The sequence below is a fragment of the Rhabdobacter roseus genome (genome assembly GCF_014202275.1).
Taxonomy (GTDB): Bacteria; Bacteroidota; Bacteroidia; order Cytophagales; family Spirosomataceae; genus Rhabdobacter; species Rhabdobacter roseus.
On the sequence record NZ_JACHGF010000017.1, the window covers coordinates 18541 to 39348 of the forward strand.

General features: G+C 56.1%; 10 protein-coding genes. All 10 read left to right on the forward strand.

The features are described from left to right. The first annotated feature begins 7 nt into the window (after nucleotides 1-7). Nucleotides 8-2278 (forward strand): alpha-amylase family glycosyl hydrolase, encoded by a 2271-nt coding sequence (locus tag HNQ92_RS27080; protein ID WP_184179438.1) that lies wholly within the window; start codon nucleotides 8-10, stop codon nucleotides 2276-2278. Between the two features lie 286 nt (nucleotides 2279-2564). Further along, entirely contained in the window at nucleotides 2565-5585 is a 3021-nt protein-coding gene (locus tag HNQ92_RS27085; protein WP_184179441.1) for a SusC/RagA family TonB-linked outer membrane protein, read from the forward strand. An 11-nt stretch (nucleotides 5586-5596) separates the two neighbouring features. Next, a complete protein-coding gene (locus HNQ92_RS27090; protein WP_184179444.1) occupies nucleotides 5597-7165 on the forward strand; it encodes a RagB/SusD family nutrient uptake outer membrane protein in 1569 nt (522 codons plus the stop codon). A gap of 90 nt (nucleotides 7166-7255) precedes the next feature. Beyond that, the gene (locus HNQ92_RS27095) at nucleotides 7256-8173 is read left to right on the forward strand and encodes a sugar phosphate isomerase/epimerase family protein (protein WP_221307561.1); all 918 of its coding nucleotides are present in this window, start codon (nucleotides 7256-7258) and stop codon (nucleotides 8171-8173) included. A gap of 5 nt (nucleotides 8174-8178) precedes the next feature. Next, nucleotides 8179-9906 carry a GMC oxidoreductase gene (locus tag HNQ92_RS27100; RefSeq protein ID WP_246440932.1) on the forward strand — a complete coding sequence of 576 codons (1728 nt, stop codon included), beginning with the start codon at nucleotides 8179-8181 and terminating at the stop codon, nucleotides 9904-9906. A 430-nt stretch (nucleotides 9907-10336) separates the two neighbouring features. Continuing rightward, entirely contained in the window at nucleotides 10337-10918 is a 582-nt protein-coding gene (locus HNQ92_RS27105; protein ID WP_184179450.1) for an RNA polymerase sigma-70 factor, read from the forward strand. Between the two features lie 85 nt (nucleotides 10919-11003). Beyond that, the gene (locus HNQ92_RS27110) at nucleotides 11004-12185 is read left to right on the forward strand and encodes a FecR family protein (RefSeq protein WP_184179453.1); all 1182 of its coding nucleotides are present in this window, start codon (nucleotides 11004-11006) and stop codon (nucleotides 12183-12185) included. A gap of 187 nt (nucleotides 12186-12372) precedes the next feature. Continuing rightward, the gene (locus HNQ92_RS27115) at nucleotides 12373-15915 is read left to right on the forward strand and encodes a TonB-dependent receptor (protein WP_184179456.1); all 3543 of its coding nucleotides are present in this window, start codon (nucleotides 12373-12375) and stop codon (nucleotides 15913-15915) included. A gap of 3 nt (nucleotides 15916-15918) precedes the next feature. Beyond that, nucleotides 15919-17766, forward strand: coding sequence for a RagB/SusD family nutrient uptake outer membrane protein (locus HNQ92_RS27120; protein WP_184179459.1), 1848 nt, complete (start codon nucleotides 15919-15921; stop codon nucleotides 17764-17766). Nucleotides 17767-17811: 45 nt separating this feature from the next. Next, nucleotides 17812-20802: a SusC/RagA family TonB-linked outer membrane protein gene (locus HNQ92_RS27125; RefSeq protein WP_184179462.1), complete on the forward strand. Its 2991-nt coding sequence runs from the start codon at nucleotides 17812-17814 to the stop codon at nucleotides 20800-20802. Nucleotides 20803-20808 lie beyond the last annotated feature (6 nt).

Below are 20808 nucleotides of genomic sequence, written 5' to 3' on the forward strand. Positions count from 1 at the left end.
AGCGAGTATGAGCATACGTGGATTCTTAGGGGTACTTTTCGGGCTGGTCGGTTGGGGAGCGGAGGCGGCATCCGTCCGGCTCCACCAGCACAGTGCGGAGGTATGGGCGGCTCGGCAGGTACTTTCCGGGGAGCTCAGCGGCCTGTCGGCGGAGTCCGTGACGGTGCATCATAACCAAACCTCCTTTGTGGTCAATACCACCAATGGCCAGGCCTTTTCTTTTGAAATACAGCTCAAGTACCCCCACAATACCATCTGGGTAGAGGTAGGCCAAGGTACCTCCGCGTGGGTTTCGGATACCCTGACCTACACGTTGGGCTATCGACCGGCTCCGCTCGTACAGCCGCTAGCCACCCTCGAAGGCGACCGCGCTACGTTGCAGGCCAATGTACTTGACAACCCCACGCAGGTACCTTTAAAGTACCTCTGGGTACCTGACGAGCAGAATCCCGCCGAATCGGTCGTTTTGAACCCGGCGCAGCCGCAGGCCTCCGTCACGATCCCCACCGCGCCGGGTGCCTACGAGTATCGTTTGCTCGTCATCGCCGAAAACGATTCCAGCTGGTTTCGGGCGCGGGTGGTGCGGGAAGCGGATCGCCTGCGGGCCATCGACCCCGATACCGACGCGCCGTCCTGGATGAACGAGGCCGTCATGTACCAGATTACGCCCTACAACTTCGTGGCGAACGGTACTTTCCGGGACATTACGGCCAAACTACCCGAGCTCCAGCAGCTGGGTATTAACACCATTTGGCTACAGCCCGTCACCATATCATCGTACAAGGGGCAAGGCTACGACGTGGTGGACTACTTCGGCATCAACCCGGACCTGGGTACCGAACAAGACCTGGCCGAGCTCATTCGGCAGGCCAAAGCTTTGGAGCTACGGGTACTTTTCGACCTGGTGCTCAACCACACCTCGATCCAGCACCCCTACGCCCAGGACGCCATCGCGCACGGCCAACGCTCCCACTACTATACCTACTACCAGCGCCAAAACGACGGCAAGCCCTACGCCAATTTTTACAATACCGACGCCCACGGCTTCTTTTTCTATTTCTGGAACGACCTCGTCAACCTCAACTACGACCACGAGGAGGTGCAGCGCTGGATGCTGGAAGTATGCAAGCATTGGGTCAAGAAGTACGATATTGACGGCTACCGCTTCGACGCCATCTGGGGCGTCAACGCCCGCCAAAGTACCTTTGCACGCCGGATGCGCACGGAGCTCAAAAGCATCAAGCCCGAGCTGCTGCTGCTGGCCGAAGACAAGGGCGCCGACCCGCAGGTGTACGCGCTGGGTTTCGACGCCGCCTACGACTGGACCAACAGCCGCAGCTGGGTGTCGCAGTGGGCCTGGGAGTACGAGTATTCCGAATCCGAAAGTCGGACCGTCTTCAACCACCCGGATCTGACCCAGCGGGGTACTTTGCTGCGCCAGGCTTTATTCCAAAACAACGCCCCGCACCGCTTGCTGCGCTTTCTGGAAAACAACGACCTGCCGCGCTTCGTCCACAGCCACCAGGTACCCCGCACCAGGCTGGCCGCCGCCCTGCTGTTTTCGGTACCGGGTATTCCGCTGCTCTACAACGGGCAGGAGGTAGGTTTCCGGACCCATCCGTACCAAACCAACGCCGTTTTTCAGCGGAATCAGCCCATCGAAGCCCACGATCCGGACGGGCTGTATCGGTACTACCAGCGGCTCATCCAGCTCCGCCAGCAGTACCCCGCCCTGCGCGACACCACCCTGGCCGAAGTACCCACCACGGGCGTAGGTACCTTGCTGGCCTTTCATCGCTGGCGGGACGAGGAGAACGTGGTAGTAGTGCTGAATCTCACCAGCAACCCCACCGAAACGACCCTCGACCTCGCTTCGGTACTGCCCGAAAGTACCTCCGGAGAGCCGTACTGGCTCGACGATGTGCTCAACGACGCCCAGTTTGCCGTTTCCGGCCGCAATACCCAGGTACCTATGCCCGCGTACGGAGCGCGCTGGCTGGTCCTGCGGGCGGGCGGCCCCGTCACGGGCGCCAATCAGAGCCTGACCTTTACGGTGTACCCCAATCCCTCGGCTGGTCGCGTATCCATACGTACTTCGTCCCTGGCCTTTGATCAGGTCCGGATTGTCGATGGAGCCGGGCGGACCGTCTTTCGCGAACAATTGAAAGTACCTACTACCCACACAACCCTACAACCGAATCTTCCTCCCAGCTTGTACGTGCTTCAGGTGAGCAACGGGGAAAAGGTACTTTCCAAGAAATGGGTACTTCAAAACTAAATCCAACGCCGCTGTCAAGTCCACCTTTTTTAAAAAACACACGAAGACTAAACCTTAACATTCACCAAGCCTATGCAACAAGCACAACACTCACTAAGAACCCCGAATCAACTCCTTTTATGGAAAAAAGTCCATAAAAAGCTTACCGCTTCTACGTAGCCATCTGCCCCAACACGAACCCACGGAAGATGGCCTTAGCCGGCAAACGTACTTGTGACGCCCCCGGCCAGCCCACTAAAAATGACACAGTACTACTTTTTACATTCATCTTTTTAATTGCACCAGCATGAAAAAGTTTAACCTTAAAAACCTAACGCTTAGCCGGTTTTTAGTACCGCTACTGCTCTTACTGGCCGGGCATGTTGCCCAGGCTCAAGGTACCTCCGTGCGGGGTACCATCACCGACGACAAAGGGGATGCCCTGCCGGGCGTGACGGTGGTGCTGCGGGGTACGGCGCAAGGCTCCATCAGCGACGCCGAGGGGCGCTACACCCTGGAGGTACCCTCGACCCAGGAAACACTCATTTTCTCCTACGTGGGCTACGCCAGGCAGGAGATCGCCATCAACAACCGCTCGGTCATTGACGTGCAAATGCTCACCGACGACAAAACCCTGAACGAGGTAGTGGTGATTGGGTACGGAACCCAAAAACGGGAAACCGTCACGGGCTCCATTGCCACCGTGAAGTCCGAGGATTTTATTCAGGGGATCATTGCCGACCCCATGACCTTGATCACCGGTAAAGTAGCCGGGCTGGCCGTGACGCGCCCGAACGGCTCCGACCCCAACGCCACCACGGATTTCTCGCTGCGGGGGGCCGTTTCGCGCGAGGGAAGCGCACAGCCGCTCATCGTGATCGACGGGGTACCTGGCGGCGACCTGCGCACCATCGCCCCCCAGGATATTGAGTCAATAGATGTACTCAAGGACGGATCGGCGGCGGCTATCTACGGCTCCCGGGCTACAGGCGGGGTAGTACTGGTCACGACCAAAAGAGGCCGTCAGGGCCCGGCTCGGGTAGCTTACACGGGCTACGTTTCCACCGACCAGATCACCCGGCGGTACGACGTCCTCAACGCCGAGCAGTACCGCGCCGTGGCGCGCTCCATCAACCGCGAAGCCAACGACATGGGCTCCGAAACCGACTGGTTCAACCAGCTGACCCGCACCCCGGTCAGCCACGGCCACAACCTGGCCGTGAGCGGTGGTTCCGGCAAAACCGACTACTACGCCGCGGTGAATCTTCAAAACTACCAGGGCATGGACCTGGTCGGGGCGCGGCGGTTTGTGAACGGAACGTTCCGGCTCAACACCAAGGCGCTGTCGGATAAGCTGGATTTTTCCATCATGCTCACCAACTCCTTCGACAACAAAACCTTTGCCGACTACTATGGCTTTGGCCAGGCCCTGAACATGAATCCGACTTTCCCGGTGACGAATCCGGACGGGACGTACTTTGAAGCGCCGCAAATAGCGCAGGGCAGCCAGTGGAACCCGGTCGCCAACACCCGCTACAACACCAACAATAGCAAAGAAAAGCGGATGCTGGGTACGGCCAACCTCTCCTACGCCTTCACCGGAGATCTGTCGGCGCGGGTGTCGTATTCGTACGCCTTCCAGGATTTCCTGTCGGGCTCCTACACCGACAACCGGCTGCTGTACATGCAGCAAAGCGGGATCAACGGCCAGGCCTCCCGCAGCCAGAACAGCACCACCAACAACGTACTGGAAGGAATGCTCGACTACCAGAAACAGCTGGGCTCCCACAACCTCAACTTACTGGTAGGCTACTCGTACCAGAATATCTTCAACGAAGGTTTTGGCGCGGGTAATAACAATTTTAACACCAACGCCTTCCTGTACTACAACCTGGGTGCCGGAGCCGCCCTGAACAACCTGACGCCCGGCTTCCGCCGCGATGGCGTGTATGTCAACAGCTTCGGGAATGAGAGAACCCTACTGGCGTACTTCGGGCGGTTGATCTACGACTACAAGGAAAAGTACCTGCTGAATGTGAGCTTCCGCCGCGAGGGGGCTTCGGTACTGGGAGCCGATAATAAATGGGGGAACTTCGTGGGAGTTTCCGGCGGCTGGATTCTCAGCAACGAAGCGTTCATCAACGACGTTGGGTTTATCAACAACCTAAAACTCCGGGCCGGGTACGGCATCACCGGCAACCAAAACAGCCTCAGCCCGTACCAGTCGCTGGCTACGGTGGGGCCTTTCCCCTGGAAGCAGATGTACTCTTTTTACGGATCTCCGGGCGATCCCAACTGGATTTTGGGCTACGGACCTACCATCAACCCCAATCCGAGCCTGACCTGGGAAACCAAAAACGAATTGAACCTGGGGCTCGACTTTTCGCTCTTCAAGAGCCGGATCAGTGGCTCGCTGGACTACTACGACCGCCGCATCAACAACCTGATCGGGAACTACACGGCGCAGCTGCCGCCCAATATTTACGACTACATTTTTGCCAACGCGGGCCAAATGCGCAACTCCGGTCTGGAGCTACTTTTAGAAGCCCGGATTGTGAGCCAGGACAAGTTTCGGTGGAATGCCACCTTCGTGGGGGCTCAGAACGTGAACAAAATTGTGACCGTATCGAGCGAGCAGTTTTTTGGCGCCGCACAACCCATCACCGACATCGGCCTGGGCTGGGGGCAAGAGGTACAGCGGCTCGCCGAAGGACAACCCGTTGGGGTATTTTACGGTAAGAAATTTGCCGGAGTGACCGACAACGGCAACTGGCTTTTCTACAATAGCGAAGGACAGGCCGTTACTTCCGACCAAATCGGCGACGACGACTACCAGTACCTGGGCAACAGCATTCCGCGCTTCAACCTGGGCCTCACCAATACCATCGCCATCGGCCGGTTCGATGCCTCCATCCTGGTACGCAGCGCGCTCGGATTTAATGTCCTGAACTCCAAGAATATTTTCCACGACAACGTCAATAGCTTCGGAGCTACCAACTTGCTGGTATCGGCTTTCGACTGGGTACAGGACCCCAACTACCCCAACACCGGCCGACCCGAGCCCAAGCACCGGGGCGAGCCCACCTTCTCGGACTACTACCTGGAAAAAGGCGATTACATGAAGCTGGACAACGTCACGGTGGGCTATACCCTCCCCTTCAAAAACCTGCGGGTGTACGCCACCGCCCTCAACCTGGCCATCCTGACCAACTACTCCGGCATGGACCCCGAGCTGGGGATCAACCCCTTCCCCGGCGCCGGGGTGGAGTTCCGAAACTACTACCCCCGTACCCGCACCTTCACCGTTGGGGTTTCTGCTAACTTTTAATTCCATTGATCATGAAAAAGAACATGCATACCTTCTATAGAAAAATGGCTTTGGCGCTGCTGCTGGTCAGTACGCTGGGGATCAACGCCTGCCAGGAGCTGGACGAAAACGTGTACAGCGAAATCACGACGGCTAACTTTTACGAAACCAAAGACCAGGTCATGGCGGCCTACCTGCTGCCCTACGGGTACATGCAGGAGGTCGTGTACGACATCCACTGGTCGCTGGCAACCTTCCCCACCGACGAAGCCGTAGCGACCGTCAAGAACGGTCAGGGCTACGAGAACGGCCGCTGGATTCAGTTTCATCAGCACACCTGGACCACCAGCCTGGACTTCATTCTGTGGGAGTGGTTCAACGTCATGCGCGGCATTGGGTTCTGCAACCAGTTCATCGCCGAGATCGAAAGCCGGGACCTCAGCGCCATGGATCTACCCCTGAGCAAAGAGCAGATGCTGGCCGAAATGAAGCTCCTCCGGGCGCAGTTTTACTACTTCGCCATCGACATGTTCGGCAATGTACCCATCGTCACTACGGTGGGCGAAGCCAACCCCACCACCCGTCCCCGCGCCGAAGTCTTTGCCTTTATTGAAAGTGAAATCCTGGCGAACATCAACCTGCTGGGCGAAAAAGGCGATCACGGCTGGTACGGCCACTTTACCAAAACGGCCGCGCACGCCCTGCTGGCCCGGCTGTACATCAACGCCGAGGTATTTGCAGGTACCCCGCGCTGGGACGACGCCATCGCTTCCTGCGACTACATCATCAACTCCGGCCACTACACGCTTGATGCTACCTGGGACGCGCCCTTTAAGGTACGTAACGAAAATAGCCAGGAGAATATCCTGGTGGTACCCTACGACTACAACTACGCCACGGGCTTCAACATGGGTATGCAAAACCTGCCGGGTGCCATGCGCGACGCCTACGGGATTCCGGGCTGGCCCTGGGGCAAGACCGTGACGCAGGAGTCGTTCTTCCGGCTATTTAAAGAAAACGATTTACGGATCAACCAGTGGCTGGTGGGCCCGCAGAGCTACCTCGACGCCAGCGGTAATCAGCAGCCCGTCTGGGGCTGGTGGGACCAGGACGGCGAACAGCTCGTGATCCGGCCCCAGATAGCCCTGCTCAACAACCCCAACGGCGGGTACGGCGACGGCGTACGCAACATCAAGTACGAGATCGAACGCGGTATGCAGGACAACATGAGCAACGACTTCGTGATGTACCGGTTGTCGGAGATCCTATTCCTGAAGGCCGAAGCGCTCATGCGTAAAAACGGCGGCACGGCTACCCAGGAGGCGGTTACGCTGATCAATCAGGTGCGGAGAAGAGCCTTTGCGCCGGGCGACCCCGATGCCACCTACACCACCGCTACCCTCACGCTGAACGAACTGCTCAACGAGCGCGGGCGGGAGTTTGCCTACGAAATGAAGCGCCGTGAAGACCTCATCCGTTTTGGTAAATTTGGCGAACCTTGGTGGGAAAAACCGGCTTCGGCCAAAACCCGGGAGCTGTACCCCATCCCGATGCAGATCCGGGTGGCCAACCCTCTTTTGGAACAAAATCCCGGGTACTAAGTATCGTTTTTTTCAAGTACCAGGCAGATCCGACAGGTACCTGCCTGGTACTTTTATCTAGATATGAAACCGCACGGGCTACCCAACCAAATGACCGCTTCACGAAGAGAATTTATAAAAACGGCCGGCCACCTGGCCGGCGTGGCCTGGGCGGGTAGTTGGCTGCCCGCTCCGCTGCTCAGTAGCTGCTCGCCAAGTACCCCCGGCGCGGTTCCGCTGAGTGGGCATATTTGGATATACGCCAGCCAGTACCCGCCCGACTGGGACTGTACGCCCATGCTGGAAGAGGTATTCAGCGATTTCCGGTACGCGGGCCTGCAGGGCCTCGAGCTGATGGAAATCCACCTGCGCCACGCCGACGTAGTACCTCGGGTAGGTGCGCTCATCGAGCAGTACAAAGTACCCGTCACGGGGGTATCGTACTACGGCGACATGTGGAACCGCACCCAGCATTCGGCCATCCTTGACGACGTAGCGCTGGTTGTGGAGCGGCTTCACCAATTGGGTGGAAGTACCTTTGGCATTACCGTAGGGGACGCGGGCCGGATCAAAACCGAGGCCGAGCTGGACGCCCAGGCCGAGCTGCTGCACCAGGTGCTGCGTATCTGCACCCAACACCAGGTAGAGCCCAACCTCCACAACCATACGTTTGAGGTGGCAAACAATTTACACGACCTCAAAGGTACCCTGGACCGTGTACCCGAACTCAAGCTGGGTCCTGACCTGAACTGGCTGATCCGGGGCGGCGTGGACCCCGTGGAATTTATCCGTACCTACGGGGAGCGTATGGTGTACCTGCACCTCCGCGACCAGGACGCAAACGGAAAATGGACGAATGTGGTGGGCCAGGGCGTTACGGATTTTGAAGGCATTGCGCAGGCTTTGCAAGAAGTCAACTTTAAAGGCCGCGCCGCCATTGAGCTGGCTTTCGAAACCCCGCCCTCGGGCTCCGTGCGCGAGGAGTGGAAACAAAGCCGAGATTACGTTAAAGAAGTATTTGGATGGTAAACCCCATGAAGAAAGAGATGAGTGATACCCTGTCGACAGTTCATATCAATAGCAACGCAAAAGAAAAAAATACCTTCGACGCCATTGTGGTTGGCTCGGGCATTTCGGGCGGCTGGGCGGCCAAGGAGCTTTGCGAGAAGGGGCTCAAAACGCTGGTGCTGGAACGGGGCCGCCCCGTCGAGCACGTCACCGACTACCCCACCGCCCTGCAAGACTCCTGGCAACTACCCCACCGCGGGCAGGTACCTTTGGAGGTCAAGGAGAATAATCCGGTAGCCAGCAGTTGCTACGCTTTTAATGAGGCTACGGAGCATTTTTTTGTCAAAGACCAGGAGCACCCCTACACGCAGGTCAAGCCCTTTCACTGGATCCGGGGCTACCAGGTGGGGGGCAAGTCGCTGATCTGGGGGCGCTGGACCCAGCGCTGGAGCGACCTCGACTTTGAAGCCAACGCCAAAGAGGGCATCGCCGTCGACTGGCCCATCCGCTACCGGGACATTGCCCCCTGGTACTCCTACGTCGAGAAATTTGCGGGCATCAGCGGCAACCGCGACGGCATCCCGCACCTACCCGACGGGGAATTTCAGCCACCGATGGCGCTGAATTGTCTCGAAAAGCATTTCCAGAAAAGTATTGCCCAAAACTACCCCGACCGGCAGCTGATTACCTCCCGGACTGCCAACATGACCCGCGAGCTACCCGGCCGCAGCCCCTGTCAGTACCGCGACCGCTGCGCCCGGGGCTGTCCTTTTGGGGCTTATTTTAGCAGCAACTCGGCTACCCTCCCGGCCGCTCAAGCCACCGGTAACCTCACGCTGCGCCCGCATTCGGTGGTACATTCCATTATTTACGACGAGCCAAAGCAGAAGGCCGTTGGGGTGCGCGTCATCGACGCCCAAACCAAGCAGGAAACCGAGTACTACGCCTCCGTACTTTTCCTGAACGCCGGTACCATCAATACCACGGCGCTGCTGCTGAACTCCACCTCATCGCGCTTTCCCAACGGCTTCGGCAACGACAGCGGCGTGCTGGGCCACTACCTCATGGACCACAACTACCGCGCGAGCTTTGGCGGCAAGCACGAAGGCTTTCAGGATCAGTACTACTACGGCCGCAAGCCCACGGGCGTGTACATCCCGCGCTTCCGCAACGTCGGGAAAGATGTGCAGTCTACTTTTCAGCGCGGGTACGCCTACGCCGCCGGTGGCTCACGCCAGGTAGGCCGGGAAACGACCGAAACGATGGGCGCCGCTTTCAAAGAAGCCTTAACCCAGCCCGGCGACTGGAGCCTCTGGATGACCGGCATGGGCGAATGCCTGCCCTACGCGGACAACAAAGTGACGCTATCGAATACGAAAAAAGACGCCTGGGGCCTGCCGCAGATCGAGATTGATTTTGAGTTTAAGGAAAACGAGCTCACGATGCTTAAGGAGATCATCCGCGACGGGGCCGATATGCTGGAAAAAGCCGGCTTCAAAGATATTTACGCCTACGACACCAACCAGCCACCCGGCCTGGGGATTCACGAAATGGGTACCGCCCGCATGGGCCGTGACCCGAAGACCTCGATCCTGAACGCCCATAACCAGGTGTGGGGAGCGACGAATGTCTTCGTGACGGACGGCTCCTGCATGACCTCCAACGCCTGCCAAAATCCCTCGCTCACCTACATGGCGCTCACCGCCCGCGCCGCCGACTACGCCGTGCGGGAGTTGAAAAAGAAGAATTTGTAATACTTTCCCATCACCAAAGGCCCTGCCTGTCGCTCGTAAGTACCCCTACCTACCCTGATCGCAGGTTTTTGCAGGTACCCCTGGACCGGACCAACGAATCCGGCCCAGGGGCTTTGTGGCGTGCCAAGTACCCTTTTGGGGAAAAGTACGCCGAGCCTCGGAGGTCATTCATCCTGTTTGTCTTTAGATCCTTGCCCGCAATGATCACAATAATTTAAACTGAGCGAGAAGATTTCTTCCCGTACTTTGTTGCTTTCCCCGGCTCGCTTTCATCAGCCTTTTCCCGGAGGCTGCCGTAGGCCCATGCCGCCATGATACCTGAAAATCAACCTTGTCTGAGCGGTATATTCCTTTTTTCCTGTCAATAAGATTTTTCAAAATTTAGTCAACAGTATCATTATTTTGCGATATATTTATACTTTTGTCGACAATGGCTATATATTCCGAATTTAGTGATGCCGAATTGATGCTCCTGCTTTCCGGGAGTGATGGGCTGGCTTTTGCCGAAATTTATCAGCGCTACACGGGAGCTTTGTTTATACACGCATACCGCATCTTGGGGGATGAAGAAGAGGCCAAAGATGTAATCCAGGAGCTTTTTGCGGTACTTTGGATTAAACGAAATACCATTGTCCTCAGAACGTCCCTGTCGTCCTACTTGTACAGCTCCGTGAAGAACCGCATCCTAGATCTCATAGCCCACAAAAAAGTAGAAGATCGGTACGTCCGCTCGCTGGGCCGTTTTATCGACGAAGGGGAATACGTGACCGACCAGCAGGTACGGGAAAAAGAACTCAGCGAACTGATCGAACGGGAGGTGGCCTTGCTTCCGCCCCGTATGCGGGAGGTATTTGAGCTCAGCCGCCGGGACAACCTCAGCTACAAGGAGATTGCCGAGGAGCTCAATATTTCGGACAAAACCGTTAAAAAACAAGTCAACAGTGCGCTTTCTATTCTACGTCAGAAGCTAGACATCGCCTTCCTCTGCGCCTTCTTCCTCCGCTTTCTATAATTTTTTTCATTTTTTTTACGATCAAGCTACTACCTGCGCCTGACTTTGCCGTCTTACCGATACAAAGCAGAAAAAGTTGCTCCTCATGAAGGAATCTCAGGCCCGCGAATTGCTCAAAAAATACCGTGAAGGTACCCTTACCGAGGCCGAAAAGGCCCTTCTGGAAAGCTGGTACCTTTCCATGGCCAAAACCCAGCGGGCTGACCTTCCGGACGCAAACCTGGAAAAGTACCTCGACACGATTTGGGAAGCCTTGCCCGTACCCAAGCAACCCGAAGAAAAGAGCGTGATCAAGCTCTGGCCCAAATGGCTGGCGGCCGCCTCGGTGCTCCTGGCGGTGCTGGCGGCTACGTACTGGCTCTACGAGCAAGCGCTCACCAACCACCTACCCGACGAACAGATCGCCACCCACATAGACGCTCCCCCCGGCGACAATCGGGCCATTCTTACCCTGGCCAACGGCGAGCAGATTGAGCTGGAAAGTGCGGAAAACGGCGAGCTAGCCCGGGAAAAGAACGCCGCCATTCTTAAAACCAAGGAGGGCGAAATTATTTACCAGCAATACGGGCAGCCCGGTACTTCTACGCCCGCCCCGCACGCGGCGGTTGTTTACAACACCATCTCGACCCCCAAGGCGGGTCAGTACAAAGTAAAACTACCCGACGGTACCTTGGTGTGGCTCAATGCGGCCTCCTCGATCCGCTTCCCGACGGTGTTTTCGGAGCAGGAGCGCGTGGTGGAAATTAAAGGAGAAGTGTACTTTGAAGTAGCCAAAGTAACCCAAGGCAAACGTCGGGTACCCTTCAAGGTCCTCACCGGAACCCAAACCGTTGAAGTACTGGGTACGCAGTTCAACGTGAACAGCTACGCCGACGAGGGAAGCATCAGGACGACCCTCTTGGAGGGAAGTATCAAAGTAGAGGTAGCAGGCGACCGCCCCGAGGGCTGGCTGCTCAAGCCCGGCCAGCAGGCTTTGCTCGCCTACGGAACCTCAAAGCCTTCCGTCCATGTACGCCAGGTGGACACCCGCTCTGTCATGGCCTGGAAAGAGGGGTACTTTCGGTTTGATAACGTAGACCTACCCGAGCTCATGCGGCAGCTATCGCGCTGGTACGACGTGGAGGTAGATTACGCCGGTCCGATCAAAGAGTACGAATTTGTGGGGCAAATTGGACGAGATACGCCCCTGTCGAAGGTACTTCAGATTCTGGAGCTGGGAGGCGTGCATTTTAAGCTTGAAGGAAAAAAAATAATTATCATCGAGTAATACTACCAATGCCTATGACACAACAAAAATCAGAAACCTAGGCAACCTGTAACAAAAAACCGTTTCAGATGCGACCTGAAACGGTTGACAGTTCGGGTTCTACCTCTACTCGCCGGATAGCGAGCCGGGGTTGCTATGCTCTTCGTGGTCCAAAAAACAATTCAGAAACCCAAAACCAACCCAATATATGCATTCTTTTTTACAAAAGAAAAAAACGTATATATATAAGCGTTACTTTTTCAAACTAATGGTAGTGATGAAGCTCTCGTCCTTTATCCTGGCGATCACCTGCCTACACGTGTCGGCAGCCAGCTTTTCGCAAAAGGTGGCTTTATCGGTGAAAGACGCCCCGCTCACGACGGTATTCCACCGCATCGAACAGCAAAGTAGTTATACTTTTTTTTACGACAATAAGCTGGTCCGAAAGGCCAAGCGCGTGACCCTGGACTTTACGGGGGGGTCGGTGAAGGAGCTCATGGACGAGCTCATGAAAGAGCAGCCGCTGACCTACCAGATCGTTGACCAGACCATCGTCATCAAAAAGAAAGAGGAAAGGCAGCAGAGCCTGCACAATAAGGCGGGCACGGAACCACGGGCAACCCCCGTACTGGAAGCCGAAAGCAAGGACGTTACGATTCGGGGGAAGGTGACCGACGACAAAGGGGAAGAGCTACCGGGCGTGAGTATTTTAATCAAAGGTACCCAACGGGGTACCATCACCGACGCCCAGGGGAACTACACGCTTGAGGTACCTGACCAGGCCGCCGTGCTGGTATTTTCCTTCGTGGGCTACGTGCCGCAGGAGGTAGTAGTCGGCAGCCGAACCTCCATCGCGATTACGCTGCGGTCTGACGAAAAAATACTGGATGAGGTCGTCGTGGTGGGTTTTGGAACGCAGAAAAAACAGAGTGTCGTGGGGGCTATTGTCCAAACGACCAACGAAGAGCTGAGACGAACGGGTAACGTAACCGACCTCAAGCAGGCCCTCACCGGGCAGCTCCCCGGCTTGACGACCATCACGTCCAGCGGCGAGCCGGGGGGTACTTTGTCCTCTGGCAATGCGACCGACATCTACATTCGGGGCCGCAATACCTGGAACGGCGGTCAGCCCTTGATTCTGATCGATGGCGTGGAGCGGGAAATGAGCAACGTGGACGTCAGCGAAGTAGAAAGTATATCCGTGCTGAAGGATGCCTCGGCGACGGCGGTTTTTGGGGTACGCGGGGCTAATGGGGTCATCCTGATCACCACCAAACGGGGGTCCGAATCCAAGCCACAGCTTTCGGTAAACTATAGCGCCACGGCCTTGTCGGTATCGCGGTTGCCGGAAAAGCTGGATTCGTACGAAGCCATCATGACCCGCAACGAGATGATCGAGCGGGAAGGTCTGCTCAGCCCGGTGTCCTGGGCCGACTACGTCCCCTACGATGTAGCCCTGCGTTACCAGCGCCCGCAGTCGCCCACCAATGCCATGCTGTACCCCAATGTCGATTGGGCCAAGGCCATGTTTCGGGAGGTGTCGTGGTCGCAGCGAGCCAATCTAAACATAACGGGAGGAAGCAACTTCGTGAAGTACTTCGGGTCACTGGCTTACCTCAACGAGTCAGATATGTTCAAAAAATACGATAACCATAAAGGCTACGACCCCAGCTATGGTTTCAACCGCTTCAATTTTCGGAGCAACCTCGATTTCAAGCTCACCAAAACGACCAACATGCGGGTCAATCTGGCCGGGCTGTTCAGCCAAAAAAACACCAACTACTCGTTTAATAACGGAAGCTCCGGCACCAACCCCCTCGCCTGGGCGGCCGCCTACCGCTTCCCTCCCGACGTGATTCTGCCCCAGTACGAGGACGGCAGCTGGGGACAGAGCTATGCCCTCCCTCCGGAAGCCCTGCAAAATCCCGTGGCCTTGATTTACAATACCGGCGTATGGCAACAGCGCAACGTAGAGCTCCGGGCGGATTTCCTACTGGAGCAAAAGCTTGATTTTCTGATCAAAGGGCTGAGCTATACGGGTACCTTATTCTACGACAACGGCATACAAACGGTAGGCGGCATCGGCGACCAGAACCACGCCCGTCCCGAAGGGAACCTGCTCGGGAAAATCGTGTTTCCCGACCTCTACAGGGGCGGCGACCAAGACCCGAGCGAATACACCCAGGCTACCCCGGTGGTAGCCGCCAATGCGTTCGACTGGGTCGTGACGCCCTGGAACATCAACGCAGAAACCACTTCGGCTTCGGCCATCACCCGCAGGCTGACGCATCAACACCAACTCAACTACGTGGGTGACTTCAACCGGCATCATGTGGGCGGGATGGGGCTCTTCAAAAGAGAGCAGTATGCCCAGGGCAGCATGTTCCCGACGTACCGGGAAGAATGGGTTTTCCGCACCACCTACGATTTTGACACCAGGTACCTGTTCGAATTCAACGGAGCCTATAATGGTTCGGAGAAATTTGGACCGGGCTATCGTTTTGACTTCTTCCCCTCCCTGGCCTTGGGCTGGTATGCCTCCAACGAAAAATTCTTTAACCTGGATTGGATGAACCGCCTGAAATTCCGGTACAGTGTCGGGATGGTGGGCGATGACACCGGGGGCGCGCGCTGGGCGTATCAATCGCAGTACCGCTACGGAGGCGAGGGAATTAATTCGGCCCTTTTGAATGCCAACCCCAACGAGCGCAGTCCCTACTTCTTCTACAAGGAGCAGATTGTCGGAAACCCGAATATTCGCTGGGAAAAAGCGCGTAAAACCAACTATGGTGCGGAAATAGGTCTCTTCAAAGACCTGGTGTCCATCAACTTTGACTATTTCACCGACAACCGCACCGACATTATCATCAGTGGTACTTCCAGGGCCATCCCTCCGTACTTTGGCGCTACGCCTCCGGCCGCCAACCTCGGCCAGGTGAAATCCAAAGGGTTCGAGCTGGAGCTACGGCTCAACAAAGCGTTTCCATCCGGGGTGCACCTGTGGGGAGCCTTTGCCGTTACCCATACCGAAAACAAGATCATCAACCGGGACGACCCTTTTTTCCAGGTAGGTTACCTCAAGCAGGCCGGTTATCAGATCGGGCAAGTCAGGACGCAGGTACGTAGCGGTTTCTATAACAACTGGGATGAGGTATTTGCCAGTACGCCTCAGCAAACCAATGACCTCCACAAGCTACCGGGCTACTACAACATCCTTGATTTTAACGGCGATGGCGTCATTACACCCAACGATGACACCGTTCCCTTTGGCTACTCGGAAGTACCCCAAAACAACTACAACGCGTCGATGGGCGGTAGTTACAAGGGTTTTAGCGTCATGGTGCAGTTTTACGGCGTAAACAACGTTTCGCGCAATATCCCGCTGAGCAATTTTTACCAGTTCCAGAATACACTCTTTGCGCACGTCCGAGACCACTGGTCCCAAGACAACCCCGACGCCACCTCGTTTCTTCCCCGGTGGAAATCACAGGGGCAGTTCATTGGAGACTATTTCATTTACGACGGCTCCTACCTCCGGCTCCGCACGGCCGAACTCGCCTACACCTTCCAACCCCCGGTCCTGAAACGCCTCGGCTTTTCCAACCTACGCACATACGTCAACGGAAACAACCTCCTGTTCTGGTCAAGGCTCCCCGACGATCGCGAAGCGGCCTCGTCGGGAGGGGATGCCAGCGCAGGCGCTTATCCTACTCCCATACGGATTAACATCGGTATCGACTTAACGTTTTAAACTATGAGACTTCTCAAAGATCTACTGCATAAAAATAGAATACGCCTCGTAGCCGGTATCGTAAGCCTCGGCTTTATCTTCGGCGGCTGCGAAGACTACCTGAACCGCGCCCCCCAGGCCAACATCACCGATACCGACGTTTTTGGAAGCTTTGTCAGTTTTCAGGGGTTTGTGGAAGAAATGTACGATTGCATCGTGGATATCCATAAAGTACTGGGAGGAAACCAATACTATAACTTCAGCGCTTCGGACGAATTATTATCCAATGTACCTATTCCCTGGGACGACGGCAACTACTGGAACCAGGGCACCTTCCTGTACGGAGCCAGCCCCAACTTCACGTACAGTGGCAACCTCACCCGCATGCGGGTATGGCCTTTTGCCTGGTACGCCATCCGGAAGGCCAATCTGGGGCTGAGTAAGCTCGACTTACTGACCAACGCCGACCCCGAAGCCCGCCGGGTAATCGAGGGACAATGCTTGTTCTTCCGGGCTTATTTTCATTTCGAGCTCATGCGCTGGTACGGCGGCCTGCCCTACATCGATGAAGTATTATCTTCCTCGGAAGAGCTGAAACTACCCCGGCTGAGCTACCGCGAAACCGCCCTAAAAGTGGCGAGGGACTTTGAAGCCGCCGCGGCTTTACTACCCCTAAAATGGGACGACTCTGCCGTAGGGCAGGCAACGTTGGGAAATAATTCACAACGGATCACGAAAATCCACGCCCTGTCTCTGATGGGCAAAAACCTGCTCTACGCCGCAAGCCCGATGATGAACGAATCTTCGACCGGCATCAATACCTACGACGTGGAGCTGTGCAAACGAGCCGCCGATACCTTCGCCGAGGTTATCCGGATCTGTAATGAATCAGGTACGTACCGGTTGCAATCGTGGCAAACCTGGACGGATAATTTCTGGGTTTGGTCCCCCGGCAACCGGGAGCGTCCGGGCGGAACGGAGGTTATCATGAACCCTACCGTCATCATTCCCAACTTCGTACGGTTCACGACCAACCGTACGGCCAACCCGGTTCAGTTTGGGGCGGGCAACAACCGGGTGGAGGTACCTACGCACAACTACATCAAAAACTACGGCATGGCCAATGGCCTGCCCATCGACGATCCGGAGTCTGGCTATGATCCGAACGACCCCTGGACCGGGCGCGAGCCCCGCTTCTACATCGATATTGTGTACGATGGGGTTCGGCTGGTCGACAATGCCAATGTAGCCGCCGCCCGGGAAAACGAATTCGCCCAGTTGTCCAACGCTGGCAGGCACCGAAACGGTACTCCGGCCAGTAGTAACGTGGCCGGCAGCGTGACGGGTTACTTTTACCGGAAATGGACCCCCAAAGGGAATAACCCCTGGGACAACCGCTGGGGGAATTTTCAGTCGTACCACCCCATCATGCGCCTGGCCGATGTGTACCTGATGTACGCCGAAGCCGTGCTGCACGGATACGGCTCCCCCACGGCCAAATCTCCCGGGGTGGAACTTACGGCCCTGGATGCCGTAAACGCCATCCGCAACCGTGCCCAGCTCCCTAACCTGGCTCCTAAGTTTACCGCTTCCAAAGACGCTTTCATGAAGGAGCTCATTCGCGAACGCGCCGTGGAGCTGGCCTTTGAAGGGCACCGCTTTTTCGACCTGCGCCGGTGGAATGTAGCCGGGAACGCCGAGTACATTCAGAAAACAGCGATTGATTTTGACCGCGGCCCCAACGGGAAGCCCATCAACCTGCGCGAAAGGGTGGTAGTGACCCGCGTGTTTGAAAAGAAGCATAACTGGCTCCCGTTCCAGCTCGGTGACACGAGACTCTACGAAGGCTTCCCCCAGAACCCGGGTTGGTAAGTAGCCGATTGGTTATCCTGAATTATTGTTTAAAAACTGAATTACATGAAAACACTATATAAAGACTTGGTCGTCTTGGTGTGCGGTATGTTGCTGCTATGCCCAGGCTTGGCCCGCGCGCAGCAAAGCAGAACGCTGCAAGGGATAGTAGCGGACGAGAATGGCAAACCCATCAAGGGAGCCTGGGTATACGCCAACGAAGGAATCGCGGTAGGCAACACCGATATGGCGGGCAAGTTTGCGCTTGCAGTAACCGGGGCCAGCAGCCTGCTGGTCGAGGCCGAAGGCTATGAGTCGGCCGTTTTTGAACCCGAGGACTACCTGGAGCGAGAGACCTTGACGCTCAGGAAATCCGACTTTTTACTGGGCCAAAAAGATGACGTCCGGATTGCCTTCGGAAAAGTAAAGAAGGCCAACCTGGTCAATGCCGTCAGCGTATTGGACCCAGTCCAGCTCAGGAGGTTCGATAACACCCAGACCGTCGCTTCCGCGCTGACGGGTATGCTCCCCGGCCTGCTCGGGAGCTCGAACGTCCGTGGCATTGGTACGCCTCTTTTTGTGGTAGACGGTCTCCCGCGTGACATCAGTACCCTCAACCTGGCCGAGGTGGAGCAGATTACGGTACTGAAAGACATCAACTCGGCTATTATGTACGGGAATCAGGCGGTCAATGGTGTCGTGCTGGTGACGACCAAGCGGGGACAAGCCTACAAAAGGCAGATTAATGCATCGGCCTTTTACGGAATATCCCGGCCCACGACCCTACCGGAGTACCTGCCATCTGCCGACTACATGGAGCTGTACAACGAGGCCCGAACCAACGACGGACTGGGGATTCAGTACTCGCCTGATCTAATCCAGAAGTACCGCACCGGCAACCCCTACCGGTACCCAAGCATCGATTACTATTCCGGCGAGTACCTGAAAAGCTTCCGGCCCTTTTCGAGAGCCACGATGGACTTCTCCGGAGGCAATCGGGTAGCTACCTACTATTCCAACATTGGCTGGACCCAGACGGGAAGCCTCTATAATTTTGGGGAGGGGAAATCGGCCAAATCAAACGTCTTTAACGTCAGGGGCAATATTGACCTGAAGGTCAACTCCTGGATCAAAAGCGCCCTGGATGCCGTTGTGGTACTCAATAACGACCGCAGCCCCCAGGGAAATTTCTGGGCCAATGCCGCTACGCTACGCCCTAATTTATTTGCACCCTTGGTACCCATTTCGTCCATCGATCCGGAGAACGCCATCCTTAAGCGGCGTAAAAACGATATCGACGGGATGTACCTACTCGGGGGTACGACTACCTACCAGACCAACCCCATCGCGGCGGCCTATGCGGGGGGAGAGCTGGAGCGTCTTCAGCGTACCTTTTCGTTCAACAACCGTATCGATTTTGACCTGAGCCGCTCGGTGCAGGGCCTGGCTTTTCATACCAACCTGAGCTTTGACTACCTTACTTTATACGACCAGTTTATCAGCAACCAGTATGCGGTGTATGAGCCCGTCTGGGACGAGCAGGACCGTATCATTAGCCTGAGACAATTTGGCGAGGATGTACGCTCAGGTACCCAAAACGTCGGCAATGCTTCGTATCGGCGGAGAATCGGCTTCTACGGATTGTTGGATTATGATCGCACCTTCCAGGAGGCTCACCAGGTATCCGGTTCCTTGCTGGCCTTCCTGACCAACGATAAAGTACAGGAAGACTTGCAGGGAAATAAGAACGCCAACCTGGGCCTACGGCTGAACTATGGCTACAAAAGTAAGTACCTGGTAGACTTCAGCAGTGCGTATGTCCACTCGGTCAAACTACCCGAAGGCAACCGGACGGCCTTTTCTCCTTCGCTGGGCCTGGCCTGGGTCATGAGCTCAGAAGACTTCCTCTCCTCAACCCCGTTCCTGGATTACCTGAAGGTACGCCTATCGGCGGGTATCATGCATTCGGATGCCGGTATTGATGGCTTCTACTACTACAACAACCGCTTTGGCGGCTCGGGAAGCTACTCCTGGTACGAAGGTACCCGATCCAGAGCGGGTACCGTGTCGGTCAACGGCGGCAACAACCTGCTGGCCTTTGAAAAACGGAAGGAGGTTAACCTTGGCTTTGAAAGCATGCTATTTAACAAGCGCTTGTCGCTCGACGCCAACGTTTTCTCTAGCCTGTATTCCGATATCATTACCCGGCCTCAGACCATCTACCCGAGCTACTTTACCAGCTATATTCCCTACCAAAACTTCGACGAAAATGCCTACCATGGCGCTGAAATGGGCGTGAGCTACCAGCAACAGCTAGGTGATTTTTCACTAGTACTGGGGGTGAATGCCCTGTACGCCAACTCCAAGGTCAGGAAGAAGGATGAGCTCTACGCCGATAGCTACCGCTTCCGGACGGGGCACCCCGTCGACGCGCGGTTTGGACTGGTTGCCGATGGCTTCTTTTCTGATCAGGCCGAAATCGACCGCTACGCCATCCAGGCGTTCGGGGCCGTCAAGCCGGGCGACCTCAAGTACCTTGACCAAAACGGCGACGGCATTATTGACGCCAACGACGAACGCCGTATCGGACGGTCGCAGGCGCCGTTTTCGTACGGGCTAAACCTCAAGCTATCGTATAAAAACCTGACCCTCTTTGCGCGTGGCAACGGCCGGGCGGGCGCGGACGGCATGCTCTCCAACGATTACTTCTGGGTAGATGGCGACGACAAGTACTCGACCTACGTCCTGGGTCGCTGGACCGAAGCCACCAAGGCAACGGCTACCTTTCCCCGGCTGAGCTCCATAGCCAACACCAACAACTACCGCAGCTCTTCCTTTTGGCTCTACCGCGACAACTTCTTTACCCTAGATCGCCTCCAGCTTACTTATGATATACCCATTCGCCTATCGAACCGGCTGAATCTGAAGTCGCTGTCCTGCTTTGCTGACGCCTCTAACCTGGTCATGCTCTCGGCCTATCGTTCGATCCGGGAATTAAATATTGGTACGGAGCCCCAGTACCGATCGTTTTCATTGGGTTTCAACGCCTGGTTTTAAATCACT

Bases quoted from the DNA above. Each gene is read 5' to 3' on its own strand.
- HNQ92_RS27095 (WP_221307561.1), top strand. From the start codon at position 7,256: ATGACCGCTTCACGAAGAGAATTTATAAAAACGGCCGGCCACCTGGCC.
- HNQ92_RS27125 (WP_184179462.1), top strand. From the start codon at position 17,812: ATGAAAACACTATATAAAGACTTGGTCGTCTTGGTGTGCGGTATGTTG.
- HNQ92_RS27085 (WP_184179441.1), top strand. From the start codon at position 2,565: ATGAAAAAGTTTAACCTTAAAAACCTAACGCTTAGCCGGTTTTTAGTA.
- HNQ92_RS27120 (WP_184179459.1), top strand. From the start codon at position 15,919: ATGAGACTTCTCAAAGATCTACTGCATAAAAATAGAATACGCCTCGTA.
- HNQ92_RS27080 (WP_184179438.1), top strand. From the start codon at position 8: ATGAGCATACGTGGATTCTTAGGGGTACTTTTCGGGCTGGTCGGTTGG.
- HNQ92_RS27110 (WP_184179453.1), top strand. From the start codon at position 11,004: ATGAAGGAATCTCAGGCCCGCGAATTGCTCAAAAAATACCGTGAAGGT.
- HNQ92_RS27115 (WP_184179456.1), top strand. From the start codon at position 12,373: ATGCATTCTTTTTTACAAAAGAAAAAAACGTATATATATAAGCGTTAC.
- HNQ92_RS27105 (WP_184179450.1), top strand. From the start codon at position 10,337: ATGGCTATATATTCCGAATTTAGTGATGCCGAATTGATGCTCCTGCTT.
- HNQ92_RS27100 (WP_246440932.1), top strand. From the start codon at position 8,179: ATGAAGAAAGAGATGAGTGATACCCTGTCGACAGTTCATATCAATAGC.
- HNQ92_RS27090 (WP_184179444.1), top strand. From the start codon at position 5,597: ATGAAAAAGAACATGCATACCTTCTATAGAAAAATGGCTTTGGCGCTG.